We start from the raw sequence: 19,590 nt of genomic DNA, 5'->3' as shown, positions 1-19,590 counted from the left end.
CTCACTTAAGCCGCTTGCGCTGCGCTATGACTGTCTAGGGAGCGGAAAATATTGGCGTACAGAGTAAAGAACATTTTCGCGCTGTGGATAATCAGATCCTGCTCTTTAGGGTCGTCGATCTTATTCATCAGATTCTCAAAGAACACGATATGCTCTTGATCCAAGGCACCGTGTGAGCGCAGGTAGCTAAAGGCTTTGTCGGTTAAGCCCAACTTGTCTTGAATATGTTGCGCGGCGTTATCCGCCAGCGCTGTGCTGGTGCCTTCGAGCACAAACACCATGCCAAAGAAGCCAAGTGGATTGACTCGATTGACCATGTCATAGGCGTAAGCCACCATCAGTTCCGTTGCCAGGGCAGGTTGGCTAGCGCGCACCGCTTCTTTATCGGCGCCACAAGCAGCGATGTCGTTTAGGATCCATTCTTGGTGACCCATTTCCTCTTCAATATATTCACCTACCGCTTCTCGTAGCCATTCTTTTGACTCAGGCAAACGACTGCCCACCGCCATCAGCAAAGGCACCGTGTGCTTAACGTGATGGTAGGCTTGTGATAAAAATGCCACGTAATCCTCTAGGCAAATTTCGCCTTGGAAACAACGTTGAATAATAGGAGCCGTGACCAAGTATTGGCGTTCCATTTGTGTTTCGTGCTGTAGACGTTGGTACAAAGACATCTTCATTCTCCTAGTAATTTGCGCATGGGGTCATGTCGTACATGGTCTGAATACGATCATCAAAATGCGCCAAAATATGGTTGCGAACTGGCTTGCCCGTGGTGGTAACCAGCCCTTCAATCTGTTCTAACGGCTCAGATGAAACGAGCCAGTCGCCAATTTGGGCGTAATCCGGTAAACCAGCGTTGACCTTATCAATAACGGCTTGAATCATGCTCTGAGGCATATCCGGTTTCAGTAACACTAACAGCGCGCCACAAAAGGGTTGCGCCTCGCCAAACACCACTACCGTGCGAAAACACTGGGTTGCCATCAACTCAGCCTCAATCCATTCAGGAGAAATATTGCGCCCAAACGAGTTGATTAGGACATTCTTACGACGCCCTTCAATGTATAGGTAACCATCCTCTAACCGCACTAGATCCCCAGTGGCAAACTCAGTCGGATAAAAGCTCTCCGGCTGGTTCATATAACCGAGAAATAAGTTGCCCGATACGATCAGCTCGCCATTTTCAATACGCGCTTGTGAATGGGGGAGTAATTGACCTGCACTGCTGGCTTGATCCGCCTCACTGGTGTTCAGAGAGACCACCGAAGCACATTCGGATAAGCCGTAGCCTTGAAATACAGGTAGTCCTAACGCGCGCGCTTGCTCGATCAAGGAAGCGGAAACCTTACCGCCGCCGACGGCGATAAACTTTAAGGATGCGGGTGGTTGCCAGCCCTGATGGCAGGCTAACACCATAAAGGACAGTAATTCAGGGACTAAAATAACGCTGTTCGGTTGCTGCTGACTGATCAAAGCCAACATGGCTTGTGGCTGCGTTAAACGGCTACCTTGGAAACCACGCTCAGCTTGGCTGGCAAGGTAAACCGTTCCGCCTACCATCAGAGGTGCGTAAATGCCAGCAATGTTTTCCAACAAGGTTGCCAGTGGCAATAGACATAAATGCTTTACTTGCTCTAGACCGATACTGCTGGCAAGAGAACGGGCTACCGTCAATTGTGACTCGGTACTTAGACAGACCCCTTTTGGTGTCCCAGTTGTGCCTGAAGTAAAGGTGATTTTTTGCGTACCCGCTGGCAATTGCGGCTCACTTGCAGGCTGTAATCGCTGACTATAAATCGAGCCAAAAGGTGTTTGCTCACTCGTCTGCGCTAACATCTCGGTTTGTTCTTGGCCAAGGATTAAAAGCTCAATGGCGCTGGCGTGCAGTAAATATTGGGTTTGCTGTGCACTAAAAAACACTGGCACTGGCACGCAGCAGACATTGGCTTGCTGACAGGCCAAATCAAACAGCGCCCATTCAATGGTGTTGTCCATAAACAGCGCCACTCGACTGACTTTCTGCTCATCGAGCCAAGCACGACGAGCTTCTACCGCGCGTTCCAGTTGAGCGTAGGTCAGCTGATTCTGAGCATCTGCTAAAGCAACATTTTGCTGCCATGTCGAGGAAAAGTACCACATTATAAATCCCTCAATGAGGCCAATAAATGATTGGCGTTGTTTTGCACAATGGCCAATAAGCCATGCAGTTCTTTACGTTGGTAAGCCACACGAATCGAGGCTTCGATATCCAGTACCATGACTTCGGGTTCATTATCGTAGTAGCTGCCCCATTCAGAGGAACTCTGTGCAATACATGCAGAAGAAGCTGGTGCTAGATAGGTCATAGGAAAACCCATGGCCGATAACAGTTGGCGAACCTTTTGCGTACCGGAAAATACTAGGTGACGCACATCGGTCAAATACAGCCCCATCACCACCGTCATGATCAACGGCAAAGTAAACCGCGGGCTTTGTGAATAAAGGTTACCCATTTCAGCGATTTGATGACGGCTCGCTTCAATACCCACTTGAGACAGGGCTTGGGTAATAGAGATTGGCAGATATTGCTCAACAAACAGAGGCGCATCGGCGCGGCGCACACCAACCGCAGCACGCAGCTGTTTTGTTTTAATGCCCAACAATAGCGGTAGGAAGGTATGCAGGTTGGCATCGTAGCATTTGGAAAAGCCTTCTCGGATAAAGGTTTCCAGCTCATGACGGGGCGGGGCATCCTGCTCAGCCGTGACGAATTCAAAGACCTGTTTCGGTCCTTGAAGTCGGTTGACCTTGATGGGTTGCTGTAACACTAATGGCTCTTGCATAGTCTGTCCCTCATACTGGATAAGTTCAGACTAGTCGCGCAACCTTATGGAAAACTTATGTGCTTTTTAAGTTTTCTTACTTTATGAAACGTTTTGTAATTTACCGAGATTCGCTTGATAAATGATCTTTCAGTTCAGCGATTTGGCCTTTGTCACGCTGCAGTAATGCATAGAAATCACGATGATGCAGTGGCTTAGAGTAATAGTAACCTTGATATAAGCGACAGCCGCGATCATCCAGCAGCTGTTTCTGCACCGCGGTTTCAACACCTTCGGCAATCACTTCAAGGCCGAGTTTTTTCGCCATTAACAAAATCACATCAATTATCGGCGTGTCATCAGCAACGCTTTCGATATCGTTAACAAAACTTCGATCAATCTTGAGCACGTTAATCGGTAGCTGGTTGAGATAGCGTAGCGAAGAATACCCAGTGCCAAAATCATCAATCGAGAAAGAAATCCCCTTCTCTTGTAATAGCAACATGGTATCAATGGCTTGGCTAAAGTTATTGATTAACAGGTTTTCGGTAATTTCAAACTCGATGTTAATACCCGCGACTGGATAGCGTTCTAAAATAGGCAAGACCCGCGGGATAAAGTCCGCTTGCATAAAGTGCGCAGGACTAATATTGATCGATAAGTGGCGCAAGGTTGCGGGCAAGCCTTTTTGCTGCCATTCAGATAAGGTACGCAAAGATTCTTCGAGTACCCACTCTTCAATTAAACTGATTTGGCCAGATTCTTCCGCGACGGAAATAAAGTCTAACGGCGACACCATGCCTCGCTCCGGATGACGCCAACGTAGTAATACCTCAGCCCCTGAAATTACCCCTTGATTGGTGACTTGCGGCTGCAGCCAGATTTCCAACTGCTGACGCTCAATCGCTTTATGCAGACCTTCTTCTAGCTGCCAACGATGTTGAGCTTGGCGCTGCATACTGACATCGAAGAAGCGGAAGCCATTGCGTCCTTCTGCTTTCACTCGATACAGGGCGGTGTCAGCTCGACGCAGCACCTGATTACTGGAATCTTTTTTCTGTGGGAATGTGGTCAAGCCAATACTGGTCGAACAATGAATCAAATTACGGCCGATTTGTACGGGTACAGAGACCATCTCAATGATGGTCGCCGCAATTGCCATCGCAGCGTTTTCTGCCTGACTCTCATCTTGATCCAGCTCTGGCAGCATGATGACAAACTCATCGCCCCCGAAACGAGCGATGGTGGCCGTATTTGGTAAACCACCCTTTAAACGTTGAGCTAAAGTCATAAGCAGCTGATCGCCCACTTGATGCCCTAGGGAGTCATTGATGGTTTTAAAACGGTCAATATCAAGATATAACACCGCCCCAAACCAACCGTTTGGCTTAGCAATGGACGAATCAATGCGCTCAATAAACTTACGTCGATTGGCCAACTCAGTAAGCGGATCAAAATACGCCAGCATTTCTACTTGGCGACTAGCATGGTCCTTTTTCTGCCAAATCTGTGCAACGCTTTGCACCAACTCGCCGAGTTCATCGGTTTTGCTGTAGGGAGAGTTTGAATCGTCTTTTTCGCGCTCTTTATCGAGATCCGAAACCCAGCTGGAAATCTGCTGAATGGGCTTAGATAGCACAAAGTAAAACACAACAAATAAGATCAAACTTAATAATAACGTGGAGATAAGCCCCGACAGCGCCAGTGTAATGGCGCGGTTTGTTAGTCCTGTGGACACGACCCGCTTATCGAGCCAGACAATTAACCGAGCACTACGCCCTTGGCTATCGTGTATCTGAATAGGTCGCTCAATCTGCTCAGACAGACCTAATATTTTAAAGCTCAAATCAATCAGAATTGACTGGCCATCGTCCACGCTAATTTCTTTTGTCTCTGCAACCTTGTCGCCAAAATCATCATAGATCTGTACTGCTGAAAATAAAGAGTCGCTGACCAAAGAGCGAGCAATGATCTGTGTATGATTGGCGTCCAGGTTATAGATGGCTTCTTCTAAATTCGGACGATACAGTTCGATCGAGCGCTCGATACTTTCCTTCAAACTGTCTCGTACATGATTAAGATCTAAATAGAACTGAAATAATGCGGAAAGACCACCTATAAAGAATGACGTTAATAGGATGATCTTTGCTTGGCGGTAAGCGATCCTCTGCCCCAATTTCAAAGTAATAATCCCTTAACTCTAATTCGACTGTAAATAATAGGAGCGGATCTGTTCATATTCACCGCTTGCTTTAATGTGCTGCAGGCCATTATTCATGGTGTTTAAAATGACATCCGCATTGGGGTAATGTTTGCTAATGCAAAGATAGAGCGGTAACGCTTCTTCGTCAGGAATAGGAGTGACTTTTAAATCCTGTCCCACTTCCAGCTGGTTAATGTAATACAGCGCTGGATATTCAGCCATATACAGTAGATCTACATTTCGATAGCGTACGGCTTTAATGGCACTGGCAATATCCGGTGCGGTTTGATGGGCAAGATTCAGGCTCTCTAATTGCTTCTGCATGCCCCATCCTTCAACACTCACCAATGAGTAGTTAGCCGCATCTGCTAGCACATGAATTTGACTCACATCCAAAGACTGCTTACTCACTAGAGAACGTGCGACATTTGAAATGCTTTCACTAAACAGCATGTACTCTTGTCGATCTGGTCGCTGCGAGCAGGAAACGGTTCCGGCGATTAGCCCTTGCTCCATAGACTTCACCACACGGGGCCAAGGCATAATTCGAAACTGAACTTGTACACCTTGAGAAGCAAACGCCGCTCGTGTGACATCCACATCGATGCCTTGGACCTCAGTCGTAGCATCCTCCGCCAAAATATAAGGAGGGTAATTGACCACGTAGAACGTCAGATCTTCTTCAGCCTGCACTGATTCAGCGGCCCAAGTACTCAAGCAAGCAACCAAGAGAGTAACCAGCGATTTATTATTCAGAGGCATGCCAAAAATGAACCATTCACATTAATCTAAAAATTATGTCACCAATATTTGTGACAAAGATAACACAGCGACTGAACCTAAGGGCACAGTATAACGTACATTATTTGATCAGCCTATCTTTTCAAGTCGAAAGCTTTGCTGCATCGCTTTGCGCTACGACACAATTTCGGCCTTGACGTTTGGCCACATACATACGCTGATCAGCCATCACAATAAGATCGTTTTTGTTTTGCACTTCATCACTGACCGCTAAACCAATGCTCACCGTGACCGAAACTTTTCGTTCACCGATCACAAATACTTGGCTCGCCACCGTTGCCCGAATCAACTCAGCTTGCGCCTGCAAGGTCGCCTTATTGCCATGCAGCAAGATACAAAACTCTTCCCCACCATGGCGAAATAACTGATATTGCGGTGAAGTATTAACAATGCATTGGGTTAACTGACGTAATAATTCGTCCCCGACATCATGACCAAAGTTGTCGTTAATTTCTTTGAAGTGATCAATGTCGAGCATCATTAAACCAAACATTGACTTCTGCTGAGCAAACTTTGCGAAGTACTGTTTAAACGCTAATCGATTCTTTACACCAGTCAGCGTGTCTGTGATCGCTAGGTTTACTAAGTCCTGTTCTATGCGCAAACGGTTGCGCTCATAGACATGAGAAACTCCCATAATCGATAAGTAACAAAAAAAGAAATTTAGCCGAGGGGAAATAGTATTTTGTAGGCCTTCCATATTAATTTTGATGGTTAAGAGGATCAACATTATTACTAAGGTGATTCCTGACACAATAAGACCAATACGGATACCAAGGGTTAAATAACATAGAATAGGGAGAAACAGCGGCCAGACAATTAGGCCATTACTAAGCGGACGGGTCCAAACGGCATAAACCACCAACAAGCAAAACAGCGATAAATACAAATACTGCTGCCAAGTGATTTTGGACCATTTCTTTACATTCAAGAAAATATAAATAGAAAAGCCCGTCAATACGACTTCAGCAACGGCAAGAGACAAGGCGTTGGTATTAAAAAAGAAATTCCAGACTGCCAGCAAGCCTGCAAGCACGCCAAGAATTGAGCATAGTCCCTGCCAAACTTTATCCCGTAAGCGTTTGCTTATCGAAATATTTACATCTTGCACATTACCACTCCAGGAAGACTTTCTAACTGAATGATTTGTAGTAAGTATTTTGAACTCTAATTATGCAAATAATACTGACGCCTTTTAATAAAGCAATGTCTAAACTAGCACTGCAAAATATAAAAGCCCCAAGTTTAAGCTTGGGGCTTTTCACTATTCGACTATCACAGCGACCTACTGACTCGATCTAAAACGACTTACCATTGACTGCAACTCGTTAGCAAGCTCATTTAGAGAAGCTGCTGTATGAGACACTTGTGACGCTAAATCATTGGATTCATTTGCGCCATCGTGGATCACCAACACATTGTTGTTAATCTCTTCTGCCACCAAATGCTGCTCCTCCGCGGAGGCACTAATTTGAATCATCATGTCTTTGATGGTCAGAACAGACGCCAGAATTTGTTCAAACACTTGGTAAGTCTGTGCCGCAAGTTCAACCGAGCTGTTGGCTACCGCAACACTGTTTTCCATCTTGCCAGCAACAATGTTGGTTTGCTGTTGCAAGCGCGTTAGTAGCTTATCAATCTCATCGGTTGACTCAGAAGTACGACCAGCCAGTGTACGTACTTCATCAGCAACCACGGCAAAACCACGGCCCTGTTCACCTGCACGTGCAGCCTCAATCGCAGCATTCAATGCTAGCAAGTTGGTTTGCTCGGCAATCGCCTTAATCGTATCCAAGATACCAACAATGTTATTGGACTCTTGTTCTAGGGTCACCATAGACTCATTGGAACTGTTGATCTCAGACTCCAACTTATGCAACGAATCCATCGTTTGCTGAATCAAGCGGTTACCTTCTTGTACCTGCTGCTCACTGTGTTCCGCAGACGCGGCCGCTGAACTACAGTTAGACGCCACTTCATTGGCCGTTGCCACCATCTCATTAAACGCCGTCGAGAGATGATCTACGGAATTCGCTTGTTTCATTACGATGCCACTTAGATCTGCGGACAGAGTTTCCGAGTGATGCGCTACTTTACCGATCTCATTACAGGAGTTTTTCGTACGACCAACAATGCTATCAATCGACTCAACGAACTGGTTGAAGGCTTTCGCCATCTGCCCTGATTCATCGTTTGAATTGGCTTGCAAACGCTGCGTTAAATCCCCTTCCCCTTGGCTGATATCAGTAAGACGTTCCGCCATGACTTTCACTGGCTTGATCACCATAGAAGACAAGAATGAACCAATCACAACAAAGATCGCCACCATGATCACAGAGATAATCACGATATTAGTAATCAAACTATTGGCTTGCGCATAGACCACACTACTAGGAATCAAACCAATGAATTTCCAACCTAACGCTTTTGAAGTGTAAACACGTGCGAACCACTCTTCGCCATTAATGGTCAATGACTGTACCGCATCACTGTTATCTAGCGTGGCATAAGGGCGTGATGCATCAGAGATGTTTTTGAAGTTATTGTCAGGATCAGCAGGATCGGCCAAGATGGTATTGGTGTCTTCTACCATCACCACGTAACCTTCGCCACCGAATTTAACAGTCGCCAATAGCTCTGTCAGTTTCTTCAGGGTCACATCCACGCCAACCACACCGACGGCACCGTCTTTACCCTCGAAACGCTGTAGATAATCTACCAGAGGAGCACCCGTAAAGGTGTCTCGGTAAGCCGGAATACGTACTGGCTTAGTGGCATTAATAGATTGAGTGTACCAACCTTTTTTGGTTGGATCGTAGTTTTCACCGCTGTTGCCGTGTGGCCACTGTAGGTAACCTTTATCGGCTGTTCCCACCCAAATGTAGGCAAGGTCAGGGTGTGTATCACCAAAATCTTGGAACAATGAAAAGGCCGCTTGTTCCTCAGCAGAGTTCGACTCTGGGGTCATTTTTTTCACTGGCTGGTTAGCGTAACTTTCAATGCTTCCTGGCGTGATATTTTTAATCACATCCGCACGCGCAAAAAACGCCGTGTTTTCAGCCAGATTGTTTAAGTACATGGAAAACAAAGAATCTACGTAAAAGATTTCAGATTTACTTTGATGGCCAAATTTCTCAACCGCATCCGTTCGCACGCTGCTGATAATAACTAACGACACCAGCAATACGGGTAATATTACCCCGGCTGCAACCAGTGCAATGATCTTTGCACGAACCGTCATGTTTACCTCACAAAAAAAGCATTCGGGGTGTTCCCCAATTATTAGAATAAAATGCCTGACCAATGCTCTCGACTGCTTTTATTCACTCGATCAGACAGTTGCCCTGAACATCCTTGTGACTTAATTAAGCTCAAACAGCAGTAATGCTCTGCCGTTTTTACTCCATAACTAAATTCTGCCAAACTAAAACACATCAATATTAGATTTATCTTAACTAAGGGCAGAACTTCCCCCCTTTGCCAAACTAACTAGCTAAGGATTGATTTAGATCGCGTAAGAAACCGGTTACTGCAGAACTCTCAACCACACTCGCTCCATAAGTGTATGCAAAGACTGCTTAATTTGCTGAGTTTCGGCGATCAAATCACGTTATTTTTATTGCTAAAAATGTACTGATATGAAACGACAAGTAACTTTTCTACTTCCTTTTAAGGCAATGCTGCCAATGACATAGCGCGATCAGAGGTGAATCCCCCTTAAGGCTATATTTGAGTTCAAACAGGTGAGATCCGTATTGAAAACTACTTTACTAAGATTGGTATTTGAATGAGTACCCCCAGTTGAATTAAGGAGTCTCATTTGAAAACTAGATGTTATCAAATGCAGAATCATTAACTGCATTTATATACTTAATCCTTATTTCTCAACCAATTAGCAACACATATCTATCACGTATTAGGCACTACTTATAAAAAAAACACGTGCTCAAAGCAACATCTTATTGCCTTATTACGACAAATTGTGCCAGATAGCGCTAGTTTCTATAGCGCTATCTGTTGCTAATTTAAAACGTAAACTGCGATTGCTTAGGCACGGAAAGTGTAGCTCAAAATGTCTGCCACCTTGCGATCAATGTCGATGCCAACGGCAGCGATGTCTTCACGAGTTACCTGATACAACAAGGGTTTCATTTCACGTAACTTGACAATGGCTTTCGGGTCTTCAGTGAGCAACACTGCCACATAGGAAAAGGCATCGTAGTAAGCAAAGCCATTATCTTTCAAAGCATTCAAATAAGAGTCTAAGGTCTCTTCGCCAAATACTTGTTTAATGGCTGTCACCGCACCATAGATAGCCGTTCCTTCACTTAAAGCAGTCGCTGAATCCTGACTGTCTTTGCCTAACGGATACAGTGCGCGAACAAGTACCTGAATCAGATCCGCCAGTAACATCACATCGTTAGTAAAACTGCGCGCAGGCATCTGGATGCGGTAGTGAAATGGCTGATCTGAGGAGTCAAATACCAGCTCAGGTTGGGCGACATCAGCGTCGATAACAAAGCCATTAAATCGCGCTTGTTCAAAAGCAGGACCAAATAGAAACTCAACCGCTGGCAACCATGCCTGACGAATTTTCTCTAATTTCTGAACCTGTGTTAGCTGAGACTCGGACACCTGACTACCCCGTTTATCGATCACATTACGTCGAGCAATTGGACTGACGTTTCTGGGCATGAACCATAGCACAGTGTCGCTCTTAGTGACTAGAAACAGCCCCCTCTCTATTGTTTTAAATAGACTCGATCATAGATTCAGAGGAATAAATAACATATCGATTTTTACCAGAGGACTTGGCTTGGTACATGGCCTCATCCGCCAAATGAATCAGGCTTTCTGAGTCCATCCCAGCTTGAAGTAGACTCACGCCAATACTCGGTGAGCAAGAATGCTCAAAACCGTCCAGTTGATAAGGTTGGCCAAGACTTTCTAAGATTCGTTTTAACAAACGTTCAAGCCAGTGCTGATCTGCACCTTTTCGTGCAGCTGGCCCAAATAACATTAAGATAAACTCATCACCACCAAAACGAGCGGCCAGATCAGACTCTCGAATTAAACCATTTAAGCGTTCTGCCACCTGTTTAAGTAACTGATCACCAGCCTCATGCCCCTTATTATCATTTAAGGGTTTAAAATTATCTAAATCAATAAACACCACAGCAAGCTCTTGCTGAGTATGCTGAACTTGTGCACAGGCAGCAGCCAAAGAACTGTAGAGTAAGCGACGATTTGCTAAGCCAGTAAGCGCATCATAATAGGCCAAACGATGAATCTCTTGCTCTGCTTCCTTGGCTCGAGAGATGTCTCGAGCAATTTTTGAAGCCCCTATCACTCGACCATTTAGGTCATAAATGGGTGATATGGTGACCGATACGTCTACTAGGTGACCATTTTTATGTACCCTCTGAGTTTCAAAATGATCTACTTTTTCGCCGCGGCCAATCTTTTTCAGAATGTCAGGTTCTTCGTGTTGACGCTCTTCAGGAATAATATCCGCCATTGGTCGACCAATCATATCTTCTGCGCTGTAGCCAAACACTAACTCCGCCCCACGATTCCAGCTCGAAATTACCCCATTAATGCTTTTACTGATAATCGCATCATCAGAGCAATCCACAATGGCACGAAAGTGAGCCAGGTTTAAATCCGCCAATCGTTGCTGTGTTCTTGCCAGCCAGCCCAATACACTGTGGTGATTTTTCTCTTTCAGCTCAATCCTAGTAAGAAAGTCACCTTTCCCCAAACGCTCAATGGTGCTTTGCAGGTCGGAAATCGAGCACCCTAAAATTCGTTGCAGTTGACGCCCTACCAGTGCAATGAGAAACACCAATGCGACACAGAGCGATGCCACGATAAAAGTCACAACTCGTACATTACTCTTGGCTGCATCAACATATTTTTGCGTTCTTGACACAATCATTTCTTCAGCAGCGATGATGGGCTTCATAATGTCAGCCTTGGCATTAATAAAATAATCATCTGCCAACATCGCCAATGCCAAGTCACGTTTTTTTAAATTCACCGGAAAGTCTTCATCGATCAAAGACATGGCCTTTAGCTCAATCTCCACTAAGGCATCTGAGTTTTGCTTAGCTTTTTCAACCAGCGCCAACTCATTGTCGGTTAGACCAGCTTGGTGTAATAAAGTGAGTAATGGGGTTGCCTGATCATACTCTTCACCATCGTGATGATGATTACTGACATGTAGATCCCAATAAGCGAGGGTGTAATATTTTGGCCGAGGCATGTCACCATTACGAATAGCAACAAGTTCAAGAAATAGCTCTTTATAGATAGGCTCTTTGGTATTGAGGTAATTATTGGCTAACTTGGCGAGATCCGTTGAGGATTGACGAAGCTCTTCGACTAAACGTATCGAATGTTCACGATTGGAAACGGCATCTTGATAACGACGCTGCTCAATCAATAATCCGGTTAAACTCACTGCTAACACCACCACAATAGTCAGCATCAGCATCAGATAACGCGTAAATTTGATTGAATGGTCGCCCATAGTGCTCCTTATATAATGCGCTTCGCCTCGTCTTATCGCCCATTAGATTAGATAAAGCTAAATTAGATAAAAGTAACTTTATGTGTTGTCTCGTAAGAAAGATTTACATGTAAAGCCAATTTAAAGGGAACACAATGAAAGGGGAACAGTTGCCCTGTCCTAAAATGAACAGGGCTTTGGGGGGATTAACGCTGGTGAGCTAATGCGGTTTTATTGCAATCGCCATCCATGCGCTCTTTTTCTTGCTCGAGGATTTCGTCCGTGAACTGTCCCATAAAGCAACAACAGATACCTTCGCCGATCATGGTACGGGGGCCCATTGGGTGACCAATATGTTGGTACACACCATGGTGATGATGGTGACCTTCTCCATGGGAATGTCCATGATGATGGTGTCCATGGGAATGATCATGACTGTGCGAATGGCCGTGGCTATGGGAGTGTCCATGTGCATGATCATGGCTATGTGAATGCCCATGGGAGTGATCAAGCGCTTGAATGGTACCAAAGGTCATTGCATGCTTTTTATCCGACTCCGACAGGCCTTGGGTGTCATCTTCAGGATCCACGTATTCGGCGTGGTGATGATGCACATCCACTTCCCCTGCCGCGAGGCGACGTTTGAACGAGCTCATTAGGGTTTCATCGGCACTGTTAAACAATGAACCGTCCATGATTTCATTGACGCGGTTTTCAAACGCATCGATCACGCGCTCATGATCGCTCAGGTAATGGGCTTGAATAAACTCGATACTAGGGTTCTCTTGCGCGACTTTATCTACATAGCCTTGGATACGCTTAATGAGACGACCGGTAAATAGGAAGTAAGGCGCTACCACGATACGTTTAAAGCCAAGTTTGACTAGCTTCTCAAGACCGACTCCCACAGATGGATAAGTCACACCAGAGTAGACCGTATCGGCCCAACCAAAGCCCATGTTCTCATTCACAATGCGTGTTAGCTTAGCCGCTTCGGCGTTAGCAGAAGTATCCGATGTACCACGGCCAACCACCACCAACATGGTGTCATACAACTCAGCGGGTGGGTTGTTTGGATCTAGACCAAGGGACTCGTATATACGCGCTTGGAAGGCTTCGATCATGTCTTCTTGAAGGCCCAGCTCACGACCGTAGTGCACCTCTAGGCCGTCGCTCTTTTCTTGGAAAGTGGTCAATACTGACGGAATATCATTCTTAGCGTGGGTCGCAGCAAACAACATACCTGGGATGGCGTAAATATCGTTCACGCCCTGTTTGATCAGACTGTTTAGACCCATGTGAATGTTTGGCGCGGAAAATTCCAGAAAACCGTACTCAACCGGTAACTCAGGGAAACGGGCTTTTAGTCCTTCGGCCACCAAGCCAAACTCACGTTCTGCATCCTTATCGCGGCTACCATGACCACAAATCATAATGCCTTTCTTTTTCACTGGGGTTGAATGATTCATATCTCTCTCTGGATAAATTTACGCTTAAGGCGCTTATATTAAAGGGTTAAATCGGATAGACAAGGTTAACTACCTTGTGCTTCTTGGCGCTGATCTATCTCAAGCAATAGGGATTGGATCTTTTCTGAATAATCGCTGGGGTCAGACCACATACCGCGCTGAATCGCTTCTAATAAACGTTCGGCCATTTCTAACTGTGCATGAGGATTATTACGCTGCATAAACTCTTGGTTCGTAGGGTCAAGTAATAACGTATCGGTCACTTGCTTGTACTGATAATCGGCGATCAAATCCGTTGTCGCATCGTAGGCAAACAGATAATCCACCGTCGCCGTCATCTCAAACGCCCCTTTGTAGCCGTGCTCTTGCATGGCAGAGATCCATTTTGGATTCAATACGCGACCGCGAATCACGCGGTTCAGTTCTTCTTTTAAAGTGCGAACTTTGGGCTGACTCGGATTGGAGTGATCGTTGTGATAGACACTGGGCGCTCGACCGCTTAATTGAGTCACAGCGTTAGTCATGCCCCCTTGGAATTGGTAATAGTCATCTGAATCCAATAGGTCGTGCTCACGGTTATCTTGGTTTTGCATCACGACTTCTAATTGACCTAGACGGTTAGCAAACGCTTGCTTCGCTTCGACCCCATCACGCAAGTCACCATCGTAAGCGTAACCGCCCCAGTTTAAGTAAGCTTCAGCAAGATCCGCTTGGGTATCCCAACAACGCTCATCAATTAAGCCCTGCAACCCCGCACCATAGGCCCCCGGTTTACTACCAAATACGCGATATGACGCTTGGCGTGCAGCGTCTTCAGGGCTTAAGCCTTGGCTGAGAAGCTCTTGCTTGCGCGATTCCACGTTGGCACGAATGGTGTTGCCATTGCCTGGCTCTGCAAAGTTAGTAATCGCTTGCACCGCCGCATCATAGAGTCGCATCACATTGGCAAATGCATCACGGAAAAAACCCGACACGCGCAAGGTTACGTCTACGCGCGGTCGACCTAATTGCATACAGGACAAAACCTCAAAATCGGTCACACGATTAAAGCCTGGTGCCCAAATAGGACGTACGCCCATTAATGCAAAGGCTTGGGCAATATCATCGCCGCCAGTTCGCATGGTGGCCGTGCCCCATACCGACAAACCCAAGTTAGTAGGGTAATCACCATGCTCTTGTAGATGACGTAATACCAAGGCTTCGGCGGACTTTTGCCCGATCGCCCACGCGGCAGGAGACGGAATCGCACGATTATCCACCGAGAAAAAATTACGCCCGGTTGGCAGGGTGTCCAATCGACCGCGGGTCGGCGCACCACTTGGCCCCGGTGGTATAAACTGGCCGGATAAACCTTTTAGCAAGGCTGCAATTTCATCGTGAGCACTTTGCTCAAGTGCTTTCGCCAATGTCTGTTTAGCATGCGCCAATAACACTGACGTGTTAGGCAATTGTTGAGAGTCGATGGCTTGTTGTTTGATTAACGAAGTAAGTACTAACTCTTTCGCTAACAGCTCCAAACGCTCTTTGGTATCCGCATGAGTACGCCACACTTGATCAGAAACTTGCGCTAATAACAGAGGCTTAGCACCGCGCCACTCTTGGCGTGAGGCTTCCATGGGATCAAACTCTGGTTCTTGAATCCCCAGATCTTTTACCAAGGCATGCAAAATCCCCATGCTGGTAACACTTGAACCACGTGGCAGACGTAACAAGGCCACCAGTGTATCCGCCAGCTTATCGGGCTCAGGCAACTCCCCTAATCGATGAAGACCATGGCGAATCTGAGACTCCTTGATTTCACAGAGGTAGGCATCCAGCTCCTCTAATACAGAATCATCGTCATCAGCTTGAACGCCGGTGAGTTCTTCTAGTAAGTGGCTGCTTTTCACCTTTTCTAAAATCGAGTCACGCAACCATGCTTCGCGGCGAGTATCCATGCCTAACGCTTGGTAATACTCATCGACCAAGGTTTCCAGCTCCGCCATATCGCCATAGCTTTCGGCACGGGTCATGGGCGGCATTAAGTGGTCGATAATCACCGCTTGGGTACGACGCTTAGCCTGAGCGCCCTCCCCCGGATCATTCACGATGAACGGATAAAAATGCGGCGTTGGCCCCATGGCGATGTCTGGCCAGCAATTTTCGGATAAAGCCGTACCTTTGCCCGGCAACCACTCTAAGTTGCCATGCTTGCCCACATGGACAATGGCGTCCACTTGATAGACATGACGTAGCCAAAAGTAATAAGCCAAATAACTGTGGGGAGGAATCAAGTCGGGATCGTGGTAATTGGCTGCCAGATCCAAGTTAAAACCCCGAGCAGGCTGGATACCAACAAAGGTTTTGCCCAAGCGAATCCCCGCCAGCATCATGCGCCATTCGCCATCGACAGCGCGGCATTTATGGTCCTCTTCCGGCGCTCCCCAACGATCCCACACCGCGTTTTGCGCTTCGATCGGCAGTTGATAGAAATGTTCTAAATAGTCATTAAGACTCAAACTTTGCCAACAACCGCGCTGATGTAAGGTATTAGGGTTATTGGTGACCGCACCCAATAAGGTTTCGATCAAAGCATTGCCATCTTCTGGGATGTCTTCGATCGGATAACCCGCCTGCTCTAAGGCACGCAATAAATTAACGCTGGAAGCGGGAGTATCTAAGCCCACACCGTTGCCAATGCGGCCATCTTTAGTGGGGTAATTGGCGAGGATAAAGGCTATTCGCTTTTCGCCATTTGGTAAGACATGCAAGCGGGCATAACGCTTAGCCAGCTGTGCCACAAAGGTCGCTCGTTCAGGGTGTAATTCATAACGCAATAAATCGATCTGCGCTTGTTCGTGAAAATGAGACAGGGCTTTAAAGCTCACCGCACGAGTAATCACTCGTCCATCCATTTCCGGTAAGACAATCTGCATCGCCACATCGCGACTGCGAAGGCCCTGAGTTTGTGCCAGCCAATCTTCTTCAGTACTACCAGATAGAATAAGCTGCAGCACTGGCAAAGGATGGTCAAACGCAGACTGAAAATCGGTCGGCTCTGAGGCCAAATCAGGACTGCCGGCACGGTTTGCGGAAAAACCAGTGCAATTCAGAATCACTGTCGCTTGCGAGCGTTCAATAAGCGTATTGACCAATTCAAGACTGATGGGATCTTTTAGCGATGACAGGGCGATTTCTAAGGGCACCACACCCTGCTCAAGCAAGATGTTCGATAAATCTGAGAAGACCTGCGTGTTGCCACTTTGAAAATGTGAGCGGTAATACAGCAGCAAAGCAACCGGATAACCTTGTGCTAACGCCGCTTGATAATGGCGCTGCCAAGACTGCAAATCGGTCGCTTTACCGTCCAGCACCATGAGTGCATTGGGGATAGCAATCGGCTCCACCCAATTCTCTTCACCCGCGAAATAGTGATGTGCTAGGAAACGAAACAGGTGCTCGACATTGACCTGCCCGCCTTCCCGTAAATAGCGCCATACACGCTGAACAGTGGTTTGATCCGCAGAAGACGCCTGCATGATGTCAGGATCGGCACTGTCATCGCCCGGCACAATAATCAGGTGACGGTTGCGCTTGGTTTTAGCCCAAGCTTGCAGACGTTCAAAGCCGTAGGGCCAATAATGTTGGCCACCTAACAGAGATAGCACCACCACTTGCGCGCGACCTTTTTGCGTGGGTTTGTCTAAAACAGCATCTTCGTAAAGATCGTAAGCGGCCGGTTTGACCAACTGCATCCAGTTGGCCAAACGTACAGTTGGAGAGTCGTTCCCTTGCCAAGTATCTAATGCTTGGCCAAGAGCACTAAGGAGCGAGTCGGCAGCCGCCAACACTATAATGTCAGCAGGGCTTTGCCCCAAATCGATGATGCCTTCATCGTCAACAAAGCCACCCGGTTTGGCTGCCAGTAAATGCACAGTATTGCTCGCTTAGGCGGTCAGGGCCGCATTTAGTTTGTCTTCAATGTCGTCTTTGCTGATGCCTTTGCCAATGAACACAAGCTGCGTTTGGCGTAGCTCATCGGGTTGCCATAGACGATCAAAGTAGCGCTCAAGACGAGTGCCGACGACTTGGAATACTTGACGCATTGGCTTGCCATTGACCGCGGCAAAACCTTTCACGCGGAAGATATTATTCGCCTCAACAAGGTCCTCTAGAGCATCTTGCAAAGAGTCCGCATCCACTTCCCCTAACTTCACGACAAAGGATTCAAAATGGTCGTGTGCGTGATCGTGCTCATGGCCATGAGCGTGATGGTGATCGTGGTGGTTATGTACATGGTCGATACGGGCTTCGCTCTCCGATTCAAGACCCAACAACACATCCAGCGCCGCTTCACCGTTTTCGATGTAAGCAATCTTAACGCTCGATTCCACTTCATTTTCGATCACTTGCTTCACACGTTCACGCTGACTGTCGTTGAGCAAATCGTTTTTGCTCACCACCACTAGATCCGCGGCACTCAGCTGATCATCTAATAGCTCTTGTAGCGATGGATCGTGATCTAACGACTCATCCGCTAGACGTTGTGCTTGAACCTTGTCTTCATCATGAGCAAAACGGCCAGCGGCGACCGCTGGACCATCGACCACGGTAATCACCGCATCAACGGTACAATGCTCTTTAATACCTGGCCAGTTGAAGGCCTGTACCAACGGTTTTGGCAGCGCCAAGCCACTGGTTTCAATGAGGATGTGGTCGATGTCATCACGGCGCGCTACCAGCTGCTGCATCACGGGTAAGAACTCTTCTTCTACCGTGCAGCAAATACAGCCGTTCGCCAGTTCATAAAAACCGTCTTCGCCACGCTGCGCAGTACTTTCGTCTTCACAATCTAGCGGGCAAGAACGTAGCAAATCCGTGTCGATGTCTAATTCACCAAACTCGTTAACGATCACGGCAATACGTTTGCCTGCCGCTTGCTTGAGTACATTCGATAGTAAAGTGGTTTTACCGCTGCCCAAAAAGCCGGTGACAACGGTAGTTGGAATTTTATTCAGTTGCATTAGGGTTCCTCACGCACCATCGTTTTTTCGATGGATTTTGCGGTAAATATGAGCCTGTGACTTGTCGTATAAGTACGAATCGGCGAAGTCTTCCGTGTCGAGCACGTGTCCCACCAAAATTAAACTGGTGCGAGTAAACTTCTTCGCACGTACCTTCTCTACGATGTCCTTTAACGTGCCCGTCACGTAATCTTGATCGGGCCAACTGGTGCGATAACACACGGCAACAGGGCAATCCTCACCATAGTGTGGCAACAGTTCTTCGACAATTTTGTGTATACGGGTCACCCCAAGATGGATCGCTAAGGTCGCACCACTCTTGGCAAGGGTGGGTAAACGCTCACGCTCGGGGAAAGGCGTCTTGCCCTCGTAGCGGGTCATAATCACGGTTTGCGAAACACCCGATAAAGTCAGCTCTTTTTTAAGCATGGCCGCGGAGGCTGCGACAGCACTCACCCCAGGGATCACTTCATAGTCGATGTTTAAGGCATCGAGACGACGCATTTGTTCCCCTATTGCACCATACAACGCCGGATCACCGCATTGTAAACGCGCCACATTTTTGCCTGCAGCGGCGGCTTGGCGAATGATCTCGGTGGTTTCATCAAGATTCAGTGACGCTGTGTCATAAATCGCTTCTGCACGATCACGCACGTTATCGATCACTTCCACCGGAATCAGCGAGCCCGCGTACAAGATCACTGGACAGCGTTCCATGGTTTTTAGCGCTTTAACCGTCATTAAATCCGGATCACCGGGGCCAGCACCAATAAAGTAGACCGTCATGGCTTAAGTCCTT

At 46.9% G+C, this 19,590-nt stretch carries 13 protein-coding genes; all 13 read right to left on the bottom strand.

Features of this window, described 5'->3' with window-relative positions:
• Positions 1-5: 5 nt before the first annotated feature.
• The 13 genes from ACOSVP_RS08840 to cobM all read right to left on the bottom strand — a co-directional run bounded on the left by ACOSVP_RS08840 (position 6) and on the right by cobM (position 19,577).
• On the bottom strand, positions 6-674 hold the full coding sequence (locus ACOSVP_RS08840; protein ID WP_487347135.1) for an iron-containing redox enzyme family protein: 669 nt from the start codon (positions 672-674) through the stop codon (positions 6-8).
• 10 nt (positions 675-684) lie between these two features.
• Positions 685-2,142, bottom strand: coding sequence for an AMP-binding protein (locus ACOSVP_RS08835; RefSeq protein WP_487347134.1), 1,458 nt, complete (start codon positions 2,140-2,142; stop codon positions 685-687).
• Positions 2,142-2,825 carry a thermostable hemolysin gene (locus ACOSVP_RS08830; protein WP_487347133.1) on the bottom strand — a complete coding sequence of 228 codons (684 nt, stop codon included), beginning with the start codon at positions 2,823-2,825 and terminating at the stop codon, positions 2,142-2,144. The genes ACOSVP_RS08835 and ACOSVP_RS08830 overlap by 1 nt, the downstream gene beginning before the upstream one ends.
• A 100-nt stretch (positions 2,826-2,925) precedes the next feature.
• The gene (locus ACOSVP_RS08825; RefSeq protein ID WP_487347132.1) at positions 2,926-4,863 is read right to left on the bottom strand and encodes a putative bifunctional diguanylate cyclase/phosphodiesterase; all 1,938 of its coding nucleotides are present in this window, start codon (positions 4,861-4,863) and stop codon (positions 2,926-2,928) included.
• Between the two features lie 141 nt (positions 4,864-5,004).
• On the bottom strand, positions 5,005-5,724 hold the full coding sequence (locus ACOSVP_RS08820) for a substrate-binding periplasmic protein (RefSeq protein WP_487347131.1): 720 nt from the start codon (positions 5,722-5,724) through the stop codon (positions 5,005-5,007).
• Positions 5,725-5,890: 166 nt separating this feature from the next.
• The gene (locus ACOSVP_RS08815) at positions 5,891-6,919 is read right to left on the bottom strand and encodes a GGDEF domain-containing protein (protein ID WP_487347130.1); all 1,029 of its coding nucleotides are present in this window, start codon (positions 6,917-6,919) and stop codon (positions 5,891-5,893) included.
• Between the two features lie 174 nt (positions 6,920-7,093).
• On the bottom strand, positions 7,094-9,049 hold the full coding sequence (locus tag ACOSVP_RS08810; protein WP_487347129.1) for a methyl-accepting chemotaxis protein: 1,956 nt from the start codon (positions 9,047-9,049) through the stop codon (positions 7,094-7,096).
• Between the two features lie 806 nt (positions 9,050-9,855).
• On the bottom strand, positions 9,856-10,515 hold the full coding sequence (locus tag ACOSVP_RS08805; protein ID WP_487347128.1) for a hypothetical protein: 660 nt from the start codon (positions 10,513-10,515) through the stop codon (positions 9,856-9,858).
• A 43-nt stretch (positions 10,516-10,558) separates the two neighbouring features.
• Positions 10,559-12,340 (bottom strand): diguanylate cyclase domain-containing protein, encoded by a 1,782-nt coding sequence (locus ACOSVP_RS08800; RefSeq protein WP_487347127.1) that lies wholly within the window; start codon positions 12,338-12,340, stop codon positions 10,559-10,561.
• Between the two features lie 185 nt (positions 12,341-12,525).
• Entirely contained in the window at positions 12,526-13,788 is a 1,263-nt protein-coding gene (locus ACOSVP_RS08795; RefSeq protein WP_487347126.1) for a sirohydrochlorin chelatase, read from the bottom strand.
• A gap of 65 nt (positions 13,789-13,853) precedes the next feature.
• Entirely contained in the window at positions 13,854-17,702 is a 3,849-nt protein-coding gene (cobN, locus tag ACOSVP_RS08790; RefSeq protein WP_487347125.1) for a cobaltochelatase subunit CobN, read from the bottom strand.
• 12 nt (positions 17,703-17,714) lie between these two features.
• Positions 17,715-18,791 (bottom strand): cobalamin biosynthesis protein CobW, encoded by a 1,077-nt coding sequence (gene cobW, locus ACOSVP_RS08785; protein ID WP_487347124.1) that lies wholly within the window; start codon positions 18,789-18,791, stop codon positions 17,715-17,717.
• A gap of 9 nt (positions 18,792-18,800) precedes the next feature.
• On the bottom strand, positions 18,801-19,577 hold the full coding sequence (cobM, locus tag ACOSVP_RS08780; RefSeq protein WP_487347123.1) for a precorrin-4 C(11)-methyltransferase: 777 nt from the start codon (positions 19,575-19,577) through the stop codon (positions 18,801-18,803).
• Between the last annotated feature and the right edge of the window lie 13 nt (positions 19,578-19,590).

Source organism: Marinomonas sp. HM11-D (genome assembly GCF_057626615.1).
This window is presented reverse-complemented; position numbering and strand designations above follow the sequence as displayed.